Annotated in this window: 16 protein-coding genes; all 16 read right to left on the bottom strand. The window is 30.8% G+C overall.

The window, feature by feature from the left end:
• Nucleotides 1-22: 22 nt before the first annotated feature.
• A complete protein-coding gene (locus DZ60_RS0120235) occupies nt 23-1,342 on the bottom strand; it encodes a serine hydrolase domain-containing protein (protein ID WP_025743846.1) in 1,320 nt (439 codons plus the stop codon).
• 254 nt (nt 1,343-1,596) lie between these two features.
• Nucleotides 1,597-2,052, bottom strand: coding sequence for a DoxX family protein (locus DZ60_RS0120230; RefSeq protein WP_025743845.1), 456 nt, complete (start codon nt 2,050-2,052; stop codon nt 1,597-1,599).
• Nucleotides 2,053-2,115: 63 nt separating this feature from the next.
• Nucleotides 2,116-2,682: a Crp/Fnr family transcriptional regulator gene (locus tag DZ60_RS0120225; protein ID WP_025743844.1), complete on the bottom strand. Its 567-nt coding sequence runs from the start codon at nt 2,680-2,682 to the stop codon at nt 2,116-2,118.
• A gap of 256 nt (nt 2,683-2,938) precedes the next feature.
• Nucleotides 2,939-3,709, bottom strand: coding sequence for a MerR family transcriptional regulator (locus DZ60_RS0120220; protein ID WP_025743843.1), 771 nt, complete (start codon nt 3,707-3,709; stop codon nt 2,939-2,941).
• A gap of 244 nt (nt 3,710-3,953) precedes the next feature.
• A complete protein-coding gene (locus DZ60_RS0120215) occupies nt 3,954-4,700 on the bottom strand; it encodes a GNAT family N-acetyltransferase (RefSeq protein ID WP_025743842.1) in 747 nt (248 codons plus the stop codon).
• The gene (locus DZ60_RS0120210) at nt 4,697-5,146 is read right to left on the bottom strand and encodes a DMT family transporter (protein ID WP_025743841.1); all 450 of its coding nucleotides are present in this window, start codon (nt 5,144-5,146) and stop codon (nt 4,697-4,699) included. Before DZ60_RS0120210 ends, DZ60_RS0120215 begins: the two co-directional genes overlap by 4 nt.
• 49 nt (nt 5,147-5,195) lie before the next feature.
• Nucleotides 5,196-5,798, bottom strand: a complete 603-nt coding sequence (locus tag DZ60_RS0120205; protein ID WP_025743840.1) for a Crp/Fnr family transcriptional regulator — start codon at nt 5,796-5,798, stop codon at nt 5,196-5,198.
• Nucleotides 5,799-6,010: 212 nt separating this feature from the next.
• Nucleotides 6,011-6,292 carry a hypothetical protein gene (locus DZ60_RS0120200; RefSeq protein WP_152537487.1) on the bottom strand — a complete coding sequence of 94 codons (282 nt, stop codon included), beginning with the start codon at nt 6,290-6,292 and terminating at the stop codon, nt 6,011-6,013.
• Between the two features lie 512 nt (nt 6,293-6,804).
• A complete protein-coding gene (locus DZ60_RS0120195; protein WP_025743838.1) occupies nt 6,805-7,563 on the bottom strand; it encodes an SDR family NAD(P)-dependent oxidoreductase in 759 nt (252 codons plus the stop codon).
• Nucleotides 7,564-7,655: 92 nt separating this feature from the next.
• Nucleotides 7,656-8,540, bottom strand: a complete 885-nt coding sequence (locus tag DZ60_RS0120190; protein WP_025743837.1) for an AraC family transcriptional regulator — start codon at nt 8,538-8,540, stop codon at nt 7,656-7,658.
• A 254-nt stretch (nt 8,541-8,794) separates the two neighbouring features.
• Entirely contained in the window at nt 8,795-9,376 is a 582-nt protein-coding gene (locus tag DZ60_RS0120185) for a DUF2004 domain-containing protein (RefSeq protein ID WP_152537486.1), read from the bottom strand.
• Nucleotides 9,377-9,487: 111 nt separating this feature from the next.
• On the bottom strand, nt 9,488-10,066 hold the full coding sequence (locus DZ60_RS0120180; RefSeq protein ID WP_025743835.1) for a hypothetical protein: 579 nt from the start codon (nt 10,064-10,066) through the stop codon (nt 9,488-9,490).
• A 161-nt stretch (nt 10,067-10,227) separates the two neighbouring features.
• The gene (locus DZ60_RS0120175; protein ID WP_025743834.1) at nt 10,228-10,722 is read right to left on the bottom strand and encodes a VOC family protein; all 495 of its coding nucleotides are present in this window, start codon (nt 10,720-10,722) and stop codon (nt 10,228-10,230) included.
• A gap of 74 nt (nt 10,723-10,796) precedes the next feature.
• Nucleotides 10,797-11,612, bottom strand: coding sequence for an AraC family transcriptional regulator (locus DZ60_RS0120170; RefSeq protein WP_025743833.1), 816 nt, complete (start codon nt 11,610-11,612; stop codon nt 10,797-10,799).
• 225 nt (nt 11,613-11,837) lie between these two features.
• Nucleotides 11,838-12,500 (bottom strand): hypothetical protein, encoded by a 663-nt coding sequence (locus DZ60_RS0120165; protein ID WP_025743832.1) that lies wholly within the window; start codon nt 12,498-12,500, stop codon nt 11,838-11,840.
• Nucleotides 12,501-12,726: 226 nt separating this feature from the next.
• The gene (locus DZ60_RS0120160) at nt 12,727-13,512 is read right to left on the bottom strand and encodes a putative quinol monooxygenase (RefSeq protein WP_152537485.1); all 786 of its coding nucleotides are present in this window, start codon (nt 13,510-13,512) and stop codon (nt 12,727-12,729) included.
• Nucleotides 13,513-13,943 lie beyond the last annotated feature (431 nt).

Below are 13,943 nucleotides of genomic sequence, written 5' to 3'. Positions count from 1 at the left end.
TGTGTCGTGTTGGGTGTTTTTTTTACTCTTTCGTAAATTTAATTTGCCCTCCGCCTTGATACAATATCATTTTTTTTTCTTTGGGGTTAAATTCAAGTTGTACACCTGCTTGGTCAAATTCAAATTTGTCTTTGTCTGTTGCTTCAAGACTAAAAGCTGGTTGTCCTGTTCCTTGTGCAATCAAAATATTTCTGTTTTTTGTAATTGTAATTTTTAAAGCGATTTGTTTTGAAGAGTACATACCTAAATATTTGTCTAAGTCTTTAGAAGTTAATTTGTACGTTGTAAAAAGAGGAATTTCGTATTGTTTTTTGAAAACTGCACTTAAAATAGCAATTGAGATATCGTTGTTGTTAAAATTTGTTCCGTTTGAGGTTAAGGCGTAAGAAATTTTTTCGTCTATAAAATGCGAATAAACAGAGCTAAAACCGTCGATTCCGCCTTTATGTCCGTAGCCGATACTTGAGTAGAAAGGAATTTGAAACAAACCAATCCCATATCCGTCTTTTATGGTTTTCATTATTTCAAGACTTTTGGGTTTCAATAGTTGTCCGCCAAATAAGGCATCAGAAAACTTTGTCAAATCGCTTGGTGTAGAAGTTATAGCACCTGCTCCTAAAGGAATCGTATAGTCTGTTTCAGTTTCTATTGTCCAAGTTCCTGCAAAACGGTATGACTTAGATTCGTTTTTGTTTGTATTGATTTTACCAAAAACATACGTGTTTGTCAAACCGATTGGTTTAGCTATATATTCTTGCACCAATTCAGAATATGACTTTGCAAAAGTTTTTTCAAGAATGTAAGACAGTAAGACAAAATTTGAATTGCTATATTTTGCTTTATTACCTGGTTTGAAGTCACTACCGCCTCTAGCTATAATATGAATCATTTCGTTTTCTGTCTTGGGTAGCGTGTTCCAAGTCAAATAATCTTTGTGGTTTGTTAAATTGTGTATTCCACTTCTATGATTTAGCAAGTGTTTTACGGTTATTTTCTTTGAGTTTGTGATTGCCGGAAACCATTTGTCAATAGTTTGATTGAGGTCTATTTTTTTGTCTTCAACTCCTTTTAAAACCAAAACTGCTGTGAATGATTTAGAAATTGAACCAATTCTATATTTTGTATTTTCTGTTGCTTTAATGTTATTTTCGACGTCAGCAAGTCCAATCGATTTTGTGTAAATAATTTCTCCGTTTTTTGAAATAGCAACACTTCCCATAAACTTATCATTTTGTTCAAGTGCGTTGAAATAATTGTCCAACTTTACTTTGTCAATGTCTTGCGAAAACCCAATTTGAACTAATGTTAAGAACAGTGTTATCGTAAAGAGTGTTTTCATCATTTTTTAGTGCTGTTTTTATGATTTATGGCCGTTGTTCTAAATTTTGTACAACTTTCAGCATAAAAAACATAAGATAGGCGATGCGTTATACGTTTCGGATTTGGTATTAAACCAAATATAAATATTTTGCGTTTACCTTTTCTACAATAAATGCCAGATCTTATATTTGGCAGATTTCAAACTATTTATTTGCTTTTGAGTTTCGCACAAACGGCCTTTGTTTTTTCATACAATGTTGGCTTCAGGCTTTTTCTTTATAGAATTCTGATAGCGCTAACATAAGTCCATATAATAAACAGAAATTGCAATGGAATTCTAAACCATAAGTAAGAAAGACCATTTCCGTCAAATGTTTCTTTTTGATAATTGATATTATTAATCGAGGCATAAATATTGGCTGGTAACATCAATAATAGAAAAATAACTAAAGTCCACGCACTAATGATTTGTAATTTGGGGATAATCAAACCAATTGCTAAAAGGATTTCAAAAAGTCCCGTGAAATAAACAAGGCTTGTTTTGAATGAAATAAATTGAGGTATCATCATAGACATTCCTTTGGTAAACATGAAATGCCCGATTGCCGTAAAACATAACATTATTGACATTGCTATTCTTGCTGATAAAGCAAAATCATATTCCTTATTACTGATTTTTACCAAGAAAATGGCAATCAAAAAACTTGATAAGAGTACTACTAATGCTTTCATATTGTCTTCTTTAATTCATTTACAAAGTTCATAAATGATTTTTGAGTTGACAATGAACCTAAGTTAAGTAATTCGTTTACGTATCCTACTTAAGGCTTGTGGAGTAATTCCAATATATGAGGCAATATATTTTAAAGGTATTTGTCGTAATAGTTTTGGTCTGTTAGAGAATAAGTCTAAATATCGTTCTTCGGCTGTTCTATTTAATAAGGAAATTTCTCTTTTTGATTTTATTAGAAACATTTTTTCAGCCATTTTTCTTCCAATAATATTGCCATTATTTGTTCTGTCATAGACCTCTTGTAAATCGTTGTGCGAAATTTTCCACAAGATTGTTTCGGTCAATGTTTCAATTTGATATTCTGATGGACTTTGCGTTAAAAAAGAATCATAGGCAGTAACAAATTCATTGTCAAATAAAAAACCGAAAGTTAAGTCAGATTCTTCTCTCGGAATATAAAGCCTGATTATTCCTTTTGAAATAAATGACAAATAATTTTCAATGTTACCAATTTTTAATATTGTAGTATTTTTCTCAAGTCTTACTTCTTGTAGTTTTGAAGAGAAAAATTCCCAATCAGAATCGTTCATTGGAGATATATTATCAATATACTTTCTGATTTGATTCATTTTCTTTTTTTACTTGTTGCTAATATTTAATATACATGTTATAGCAAAGCAAAATGTAACTTTGCTATCGACTTTCTCTACACGGATTTTATAATTTCCTTACCATACTATATGTGTCATAGCAAATATACAAGAACCTTTGAGGTATCACATAACCGCTATGATCACATACTTAGTATTGTAGCTTGTTTTTAATTTTACCTCTACTAAGTAAAAGGTAGAGGACACTTTTGTTTAGTATTTTTTATAGACATAACTATTTCAACTGTGAATTTGCAAAATAGGTCATAGCCTTTGAAAGAAATATAGCAAAATCAGGCTGCACTTCTCCTTCAACTTTAGTGAATCGTTCATCTGAAATATAAAGTTCTCCTAGTCCTTTATAGTCTTTTTTTTGAGAATCAGAAGATCCATCGGTACCCCAAAACTTTCTTATATTTTTATAATGTCTAGCTATTTCTAATTGTACCGATTTACTTTCAGGGTCTTGATTAGAAATTTCAAATAGTGTTTTGAAAATCTCTTTTTGTTCACTTTTTAAAGCTTCAAATTGTTCTTTTGTAAGTTTCTTAAGATATGTTTCACTTCTTTTTAAAGCTTCTGCACCGTACTTTTGAATTACTTCTTTACGATTTTTACTTGCTTCTTCTTTTGTGAAACCATCATACAATTCATTATCTGTAATCATTTTTTTTCCTTTTAAGTTTACTATTGTTTTTTCAATGGTATTCAGCATTTCAGAAATTCTTTTCTGTTTTAACACGAGTGCATATTTATGACTTTCAAGCGCTTCTATTAAGTCAAATTCTGGGTCGTTTAGAATGTCTAGAATTTCTTTTAAGGAGAAATCGAGTTCTTTGAAGAATAAAATTTGTTGAAGCTTCAATAATTCATTTTCTCCATATAATCTGTACTTGGTCTCAGTACGTATTGCAGGTTTTAATAATCCGATTTTATCATAATAATGAAGGGTTCGTATGCTTACTCCTGCTATATTAGATAACCATTTGGCTGAATATTTCTGCATTGAATAATTATTTAATAATGCAAATTTATGGTATGACGTAACGTTAGAGTCAAATGATTAAGTAACTTTTTTTTGTTAAGTAATAAAATGCTCTTTAATCGTTTAGGATTTCTTTGTTTGGTTGAGTAATTAAAAAACGGTTTGTATATGAAAATTCACGTGTAAATAAGCACAAACTTTTGAGCCTAAAGTACACAAAATAAATAAATCAAAAACCTCAGACAGAGACCAGACGGGCGATTTTTCATCTGCGTTGTTGTAAGGCGTAATTTTTTATTAAGAATTGTTCTTCAAATCCTAATTTTATATAAAGTCCTTTTCCCATATCAGAGGCTTGTAATGTTATGTATTTACTCTTTTTTCTTATTGATATGTTTATTAAAATTTTCATAAGTTCATTTGCAATCCCTTTTCTTCTTCCGTTGGGAATTATTCCTACACCATGAATTCCTGTTACTGTATTGGTCTGATATGTTATCGCTGTTCCTATTGATTTTCCTTTATGATAAGCAATGTAAAAGTTTATTTTTCTATGAGTATTAGTTAGTATATTAGGGTGTATTTCGTATCCAAATGATAACTTAAACAACGTACTCCATAATATTGAATCACTTTTAGTAGATACACGAGTAATGCTAACTTCTTTTTTTTCTTCGAATAAACTATTGGTTTTTAATGACATTCCGATCTGTTCAAAAAGTGTAACAAATCCATTTTGTTTAAATAGGGGAGTTAAATCATGTTCAGGGATATCCCAATATGGAATTATTAGATCTGGGAATTTAGAAAACACTTTGTCCTTAGCTAGCAATAAGGTATCCTGTTCTGGGGTGTTACTAAACCATAAACGGTTTGGCCAATTACGATTTTCAATAGCGGCATATTTGAATAGATTGTTTTCAACAAAACTATTATTATAGATGCTTGCTTCTTTCCACAAAGAAGTTAAGTTCTGAATATTTAATTTTATAAGATGTTGTTTACTTTTCATTTCCAATTGATTAAAAATATACCTGTTATCATTGCAATTATACCTGCGATTCTCTTGAAAGATATTGGTTCGATAGGTAGGTTTAACCAACCATAATGTCCTGCAATTACAGCAAAAGTCAATTGCCCGCATAGTCCAAAGGAAATCATTGTTGAAACGCCTAATTTGGGAATAGTATAATAATAAATACTTATTCCTAAAACACTAAAAAAACCTCCGGTATACCATAAGTAAAATGGTATCTCTGTTAATTGGTTCGTTGTCGGGAATGTTTTTATAGTACATACTACAGTAATTATTGCGAATACGCTACTGCTAAAAAAGGCAACCACAGATGCCAAAAGAGGGTTTTTTAATAATACACCTAATTGGGCATTTAGACCACCTTGCATAGCTAAGAAAACACCTCCCAAAAAAGCTAATCCTAGTAATATATATTGATTCATAATGCAAAGTTTAGTTATTCAACCATCAATTGCATTTACATATGTTGATTCAGCTATTTTTTAAAGTTTTTCGTATTCTACTTAGTTGAGTTGGCGTTATTCCAAGATGAGAAGCCAAATAATGTTGAGGTATACGTTCTTCTATTCTTGGATGCTTTTTTAGAAGTTTTAAATATCTTTCTGTACCATTCTCCATTACCAAAGAGATTTCTTTTTGTTCTTTTTCTATTATCCAGTTTTGTTCTATGTATGCGATATAAAAGTTTTTTAAATCCTCATTTTTATTAACTAGTTTTTTAAAGGCTTTAAAATCAAAGCTAATTAAGGTAGAATCTTCTAGAGCTTCAATAGAAAATTTTGATGAGGAGTTTAAAAGAAGTGATACTTTAGAAGCTGCAAAGCTATTTTCAAGAAAAAGATTTTTGGTGTACTCGTTTCCATTATTATCAATAAAAGAGCTTCTTAGCATTCCTTTAGAAACGAAATGGATTTTTTTTGCCGTTTGTCCAGCTCTTAATATGATTTCTCCTTTTTTGATGAGTTGAAATTGTAAAATGGAAAGAATTAATGTCCAGGTGTTTTCGGTTAATCGGAAATAGGCATTAATCACTTTCTGTAGTTGCGAAGTGTATTTTTCTTCTTCAATGTTCATTTTGTTCTAGTTACTGGCAACGGACATGTGTATAAGCCGAAGGGCTGTTGGTAGGTGTTTTGTGTCGGTTTGTTACTTAGCTAAATATAAATATTTTGCTTTTATTTTGTCTGTTATAAACGCCAAATTTTATATTTAGTAAACTTCATTAGTACCTATAGTACATCCTATTTAGTACAAACGACCTGTGTTTTTTACCTTGTTGGTAACTGTTATTTTTCTTTCAGAGTTTTCATAAAATCCTTTATTTCTTTGTTCTCAATAAATTTTGAGAACATCGAATTTATAGTATTTGAATCTTGAATCGGGTTATAACCTAATTCTAACAGAGTTTGTAAGCCAATCTGAAAATTAAAACTTGAAGCTTCTCCATAATAGCCTTTTATGTTCTTTGTATATTCGGTCTTTGCTATTTTAAGGTTTTTAGAAAAGAGTTCTAAATATATTTTAAAATCCTCTGTTGTCATATTTTCAATAGGTTTTTTAGTTTTCAATGTTTCTAGATATTCTTTTGTGTATAATTTATAACCCAAAAGTTTTCGACTGTCATTTTGATTTATCTTCGTTAACGTCTTAATTGAAGAAATAGAGTCAATTCCGTTCCAAATATATTCTATATATTTTTTGTTTTTAGAGGGGACTATTTGGAGACATTAAATGAGGGTAATGAAATTAGGCTTATAATGTAGAGGTTCAATTTTTGTAAAATCATTAGGTGTTTTCAAGGAACACCTAATGGCATGAGTAGATACAATCGCTGATTTTTGGAACTTTTGATAGCTAAAGTCTGATTCTATTTTAGGTTCTTTACTCTGAGTCATTAAACTATGTGAAAATGAACAAATAAGTAAAATAGAACAAGAAAATCGTTTTATAAATGTATTAAATTTCATTATTAAAACTAAAGTAAAAAAAATGCAAAACCTTAAGGTTTTGCATTTAGTGCGTTATTTTTTATATACGTTGTTGCCCATTCGTTGTTATACCATAAGAATAGATAAAATATTTAAGCGATTAATAAAGGATTAATATTGGTGCCTCCATCTACATTATATTCACCACCTGTAATAAAAGAGGCTTTATCAGAAGCTAGAAATGCCACCATTTCTGCAATTTCTTCAGGTTGTCCGTATCTTTTGAGAGGTATTCGATTTTGCATCATATCTCCTAAACCTTTGAGTTGTTCTTCTGACATACCTGTTTTACCAAAAATTGGCGTAGCAATCGGACCAGGATTAACAACATTAACTCTAATTTTTCGTGGCGCTAATTCTGTTGCTGCTGTTCGTGTATATGAATTTAATGCAGCTTTTGATGCACCATAAACAGCAGTGTTAGGCATTCCGGTATAGGCGTTGATTGAAGATAAATTGATTATATTTCCTCCGTCATTTATGATAGGTAAGAATTTTTCTATGGTAAATACCGCTCCTTTAAAATTAATATTCATTAGATTGTCAAATATTTTTTCAGAGATTTGACCAACAGGAATAGGAGAAAATATACCTGCATTCACAAATAAAATATCAATTTTTCCAAATTCTTTTTCTATTTGATTAACTGCATTGTCAATAGCCGAAAGATCAGATACATCAGCTGTAATACCTTTTACCCCAAGTTCTTTTGCTGCTGTGTTAACCTTTTCAGACGATCGACCTATAATAATAACGTTTGCACCTTCTGCTTTAAACTTTTTGGCAGTCGAATATCCAATACCGCTATTTCCTCCTGTTATAACTGCTGTTTTGTTGTTTAATTGACTCATTTTGTTAGATTTTAAATTATATAAAATTTTACTTGATACAAATATCAAAGCATGAAACCTTATATAGATTATCAATCTATTTTTTTAGATAGTCAATCTCTAATCGAGTCGGCTTTTAGTTTTTCTTGAAACTGTAGTGGAGTTATTTTAATATGTTTTTTGAAGAACCGAATAAAGTTAGAAGGTTCTTTGAAACCCATTTTAAAAGCAATTTCTTGAGAGGTATATTTGTTTTCAGAGATGTTTCTTTTGATTTCTAATAATAACCAACTATCTATAAATTCTTTGGCAGTCTTATTCGTGATTTCTTTACAAATTTCATTAAGATAATTGTAAGAGACATTCAGTCTTTTTGCATAATCTTTGGCATTATGTATTTCGCTATAATGCTTTATAATCAATTCTTTAAACAGATAGAAGTTTTTTAATTTTTCAGTTTCAAAAAAGGTATGTCTATTACAAGCCAGTTTTTTGATTTGAAATAATAGTGTCATGAAAGTAGAATGGATAATCTCTATCTTTAAACTTGTATCTATATCTTCTAGGAACTTCTCAATTAGTTGTAAAATTGGTGAAATAGAGTTTGTGTTTTCTTGCCCGATTTGAATATTTGGGGTATGAAAAATTTGAAGAAAATGAAAAAGATTTTTATCATTTATATTTTGTGTAATAAAATCTTCTTTGAATCCAATTACATATCCTTTGACATTATTTTTTTTATGAAATGAATGAATTTGCCCTTTTTTTATAGGTAGAATTGTTCCTGGAGATAATTTTTCTTCTTGAAAGTCAATAAGATGTTTACTTTCACCTTCAAGTACAATAATGAGGGCATGAAAATCTATTCGATGTGGTTTTGATAGGTCAAAATTATCTGCAGCTACCAATTCATAAAGTTTTTGAATTGAAATAAACTCAAAGGGAATATCTCGTTTAATAAAGCGTGAAAAAAGAATATTTTCTACCTCATTTTTCATGAAATTTTATTTTTAATTTATGTGTTTAAGTATAATGGTAGGCGGGTGATACGGTTGAGCTATGAACAGTACGGAAGCAAACTAGCGTTTACTTTCCTCCATGTACATAGTAAAATCTTTTTGTTTTGCTTTATTTTTCCTGTCCAGAGCAAAATCCAAAAGATTTTGCGGACATCATAAAAATACGCAAATCTTTCGTTTGAGTCCGAAACCCGCATTGTTTATAGGTTTTGTTGTAGTGCGTTTTTATACGTTCAACTTTCAATCGTTATTCTTTCAATTCCCCCTTTATCATTAAGAAAAACAACTAAAATATCAGCAGACAATTCGCTTGAAACTCTATAATCCAGCACCGTCAAAAACTTTGGTGAGTTAGGACTTAACCCAATTCGTGTCAGTTTAGTTTTACTCAATAGTTGTAATTCCTTTGTTAGATTTTGGTTAGTATCTTTTAGAAAATCTTCCAATGTTTTATTGTCAATTTCCTCTATATGAAATTTATAATATTCGCTAACCATTCCCTTTTCATCCATATAATCACGAAATATATTTTTGACTTTTTTGTCAATGATTTCAATATTGTTTAAAATCATTCGAACGTTTTCTAATGTTTTTGGATTTATTTTATCGCCTTCAAAATTTAAGTCGATTGAAACGATATTATCATTAATTTTTACGTTTTCAACTTCGTAGTAACCTCCGTGAGACCTTGAGATTTGTCCAAAAAAAGGTAGATTTTCAGTAACGTTAGTAATTTTACTTTTATTCTTTTGGTTCTGTTTTGGATTACAACCAAAAAACGAAAACATTATCATTAATATTAAAATCTGCTTCAAAATATGTTTTTTTTTAAATGTTCGTTAAGATACATATTTTACACAAGTTAACGATTGGGTGTTAACACTAAATTGCCCTGATTTTATATATGATAGTACCTACTGGCTTTTTCAACGTAATATTTCAACCAGATAAACGATTCCAAAAATCCACCCCAAATACAATGCGGTATATGCTAACGAATAAATTGCTGAAATTCCGATATCTCCTTTTGTTTCTGTTGATTTTGAAAATACAAACTTTAGAGCTCTAAAAAAGACCCAGTAGAGCATTGTTAAAATTATAAAAATCGAAAACCAGAAAAATGCTTCTAAAAAAATTAGGAGTACAAACATCAAAATAGTCATTGCAATCCAAAGTAAGATCGACATTATTAGTCCTCCAATTCCGTCTCCAACATCTATACTTGGCAAATCAGGAGTAGTTCCAGATTGTGCAATAATATCTCCAGGCTTAAAATTCTTGAATTTAGGAAAATTGTCTGTCAGTCCAATTCCTTTGTATAGTCCGTAGGTCATAAATAGAAAAAGTGCTATTCCGATTATTGACAACGATATATATAAATTCGATGTAACAGTTCTATTATAATTTATTCCAGTCAGATAAATAGTCAGAACTGTAATTCCGATTACAAGTAATGAAACAATAAAAACAGATTTACCTTTAAGATATGTTTGTTTGGCTTTCAAATTATTTTTTCAGCTTGTTGTTAACGGTAGTGTGCCTGAGTAATAGCAGATTTTGAAGCACTGCTTTTCGAATTACAATATACATCTATAAAATAAAAAGCGGTTCAAGTTTGCACTTAAACCGCTATTGCTTATGCACAATGCTGTGTGTTCACTCTTTTTTAATTTGGCGAATGAAGTCCGATTTTATTTCCTTCCGAGTCGTGGAAAATAGCAAAAAATCCGCTCTCGTCAGCATGAGTTGTTTTAGGAACAATGATTACCCCACCATTTTTTTCTACTTTGTCAAGAATAGTTTGCAGGTTATCTCCGCCATTGAGATAAATAGTAACTCCGCTGGCAGAAGGTTTGTAATCTTCTCCTTTCATAATCACTCCCGTAACCATTTGGTCTTGGTATGGAAATAAGCCCATTTCCATTCCTGGGAATTCTAATCTTTCAATTTCTACTCCTAAAATTTCTTTGTAAAAGTTAATCGCTCTTGCAATGTTTGTTGCTGGAATCTCAAATATTGATATAAAACTGTTCATGTTTTTCTCATTTTTGATTGTTGTATCTTTATTTGGATTTGGTTCGGAAGCAGAAGTACTTTCGTTTTTACAGGCTGCAATACCAAAAGTTAAAGCAATAATTGTGATAAATAAAGTGTATTTCATTTTCAATTTTTGTTAATGGAACAAAATTATCAATTACTAGTCGTATGAAATTGTAAAAATGCGACACTGTTAATCTATTTGTAAAAAAGGGCGGAAAGAGCTAAGTTTTCGTGATTGATAAACTCTTTGGGGTTTATTCCTGTAAATTCCCTAAAGTCCTTTATGAAGTGTGCTTGGTCGAAATATTCGCTTTCATAGGCAATATTGGTAAGGTTTTCTGATTTTTGATCGAGTAACATTTTTAAAGCGGTTTGTAATCGAATGACCTTTCCTAATTGTTTAGGACTTACCCCAATTTGCTTTTTGAAGTTTCTTTCAAGTTGTCTTCGTTTTGACAAGTCGTCCTTGAGAATTGAGTTTATTGAGGCACTGCCGTTTGTGGATAAAAGGGAATCAACGGTGTTTTTTACAATTGTATTAATCGTCTTTTCATCATTAAGCTTGTCCAAAAGAAATTTTTCGATAATGGGTATCCGTTGTTCAGTATTCTTAGCTTTGATTATTTCTTGCTCCAGATCATCTGCAGTTTCTGCTCCGAAAAGTTGGTTTATGGGTGTTTCCTTATTAGCCAAATTACTGATTGATTCAGAAACAAAGTTTGCAAATCCATAAGGATAAAATCGGATAGCGAATGTTTTGACAAACCCAGTTGGTTCAATATAAAAAGGTTCAATTGTTTGTCCGAGCACCATAGCACGAGGTTGAAGTATAAAATCATTTTCGGAAGTGTATCGCTTTATATCGTCTCCAAGAATAAACGCCATTTCAATACAACCATCAGGTACTATTCGTTGTCTCGACGGTTCAGTCTGTTTAGGTACTTTCAAAGTCCAATAGCAACTAACAAGTGATTTTAGGTCAATATGTGGTTCATATGTTTGATAGTCCATTAGTGTTCGAAATTTTTTTCAGCTGTTTGGTAACGTTCCGGCTATGATTAGTGCGGCGTAGAAATTCAGAGAATTTCAAGCTAGCACAAGTAAAAGCTTTTGTGCGTTTTTTAGTTTGAGTTTAAAAATAAGAAAAAAGCTTTTGCGACAATGCAAATCAGCCTACATTTCGACTAGCACTTACTCCCGCATTAATTATAGGTGTTGTTGTAGGCAGTTTTTTGATCAATAATTATGCATTTCTAATTCATCAAAGTCTTTTATTTCAGATAGTTTGATTAGTTTTTCTATTTCAATAGTACTCCAAGTTTCCACAAATAATTCATCTCCGCAGTCAGCATCGTCATTGGTGTTCTCTCTAACTAATTTCTTTTTTGTCAAGAAGTTAATACTTGTTTCACTATTTGTAATTGGACCACGATTATTACTTGAGTCATATCCAATTAATTCAAAATTAGAATTTTGAAATCTAAAGGTGTAATCCCAATATCCGTATCTACCGTGTCCATAATGTATATGCAACTTTTCATTTTTAATTTCGATCGATAATTCAGGTGGGAAATAAACTCCACCATCTTCGTTTTCTGACGAAAAACAACTGTAATTGTTTTCAGCAAGTTTATAGCCATTCACATCTTTAAATAACACAATTATTCCACGTCTATTTCTATCAACTGTTTTGTCAAACCGATTTATAACCACATTATTTGTATCAGTTTTTTTAATTATAATTACACAGTCTTCTTTTCCATCTTTATTTAGGTCTCCAAAATATTTATCAAACTCTATATATCCTTTTGGAATAAATTCAGATGGTTCGCTGTTTTGTGAGTTACAACCAGAATTAATCAATATAGTTAGGGATAATATTTGTAAAACTTTATTCATTCGGGTTTAACTTCTGATTGTTGATTAATTGTCTATTTTAAGTATAAGAAACGTAACGAGGAACGAACTATGATTTCTTATACAATGTTGGCATCAGTTTTCTTTTTACTTCATCATAATTGTCGAGTATATGCATTCATAACAAAACCAACCTACACCTGTCTAAGTAAAACACTACTCATAACAGTACATTCACCACAGTATTGTGCCATGAAAAATACCAGTTTTACTTTGAATAACCTCCATAGTAATTCATATACATGGGATTAAGAGAGTCAAACATCTCTTTAATCGTATCAGATTCAGTTCCGTAAATGTTCACATCACCCACATCTATAGATTCAAAAAAATCAGCTCTCGAAGATGGATTTTCGATAAGATGTTCTATTAGCGCCTTTTCATCTGCATATTGTTCAAGTACAAACAAAGATTTACCATCTTTTTTACTTCTGCACCAAAAATGAGAATTAATACCAGATTCGGCATATGTATCTTCAACTAATCCCTTCATTGCTACTTTACACTTCTCTTCATCTTTAAAGCTTGCATTCGTAGTGATAAAGATTCTATTCCTTTCAAAGTCTTTAATTCCAGCTTCTTTGGTTTTGGCTACATTCTTTGAGTAACCTCCATAGTAATCCATGTATTTCGGTTTCATAATGGCAAACATCAATTTACTACTTGTAGATATACTTCCATAAACTGTGACATCAATCACTTTTATAGATCTAAAGAAGGATATTCTCGCAGATGTGAATCTCCTTATAGCTTTTCTTAATGCCTTTTTATCTTCATATTGTTCAAATACAAACAAAGATTTACCATCTTTACTTCTGAACCAAAAATGAGAATTAACACCATATGCAGCGTATGCATCATTAACGATTGTCTCCATTGCTACTCTACACCTTTCTTCATCTTTAAATGTCGCATTCATAGTAACAAAAATTCTATTTTTTTCAACATCACTAATTCCAACTTCTTGAGCTTTAGTTTCGTTGGTATTGCTCATTTTTTGTGCTTTTTTAGAGCTACTGCAAGACGCCATCATAAACAGGGAAGCAGTGCAAATGATTAATATTTTGTCCATAAAGCCAAATATTCTTTTCTTTTTCATAGTAAGTTTTAGTTTTTAACTATTGTTTTCTTACTCTTACAAAGATAGTTGTGTGGCTATTTTATTATTTTATACTAAATCACAATTCTTGTATACTTTTTGGTTTTTTCTAATTGATACCAACGGACTTGTGTATGGAACGCCGCGTGCAAAAAGACACTAGCTTTTCGGATTAACACAGAGCCGAATTTTTGTATTTTGTTTTAATTTTTCATTTTTAAAGCCAACTTAAAAGATTTGGCGACTTTACAAATACACACAAATCTTTTGATTAAGCTCAAAAGCCCTATGTTTTCTTAGCATCCATGAAAAAGCAGAGAGTCCAG

The organism is Aquimarina pacifica (genome assembly GCF_000520955.1).
Classification (GTDB): domain Bacteria; phylum Bacteroidota; class Bacteroidia; order Flavobacteriales; family Flavobacteriaceae; genus Aquimarina; species Aquimarina pacifica.
This window is presented reverse-complemented; position numbering and strand designations above follow the sequence as displayed.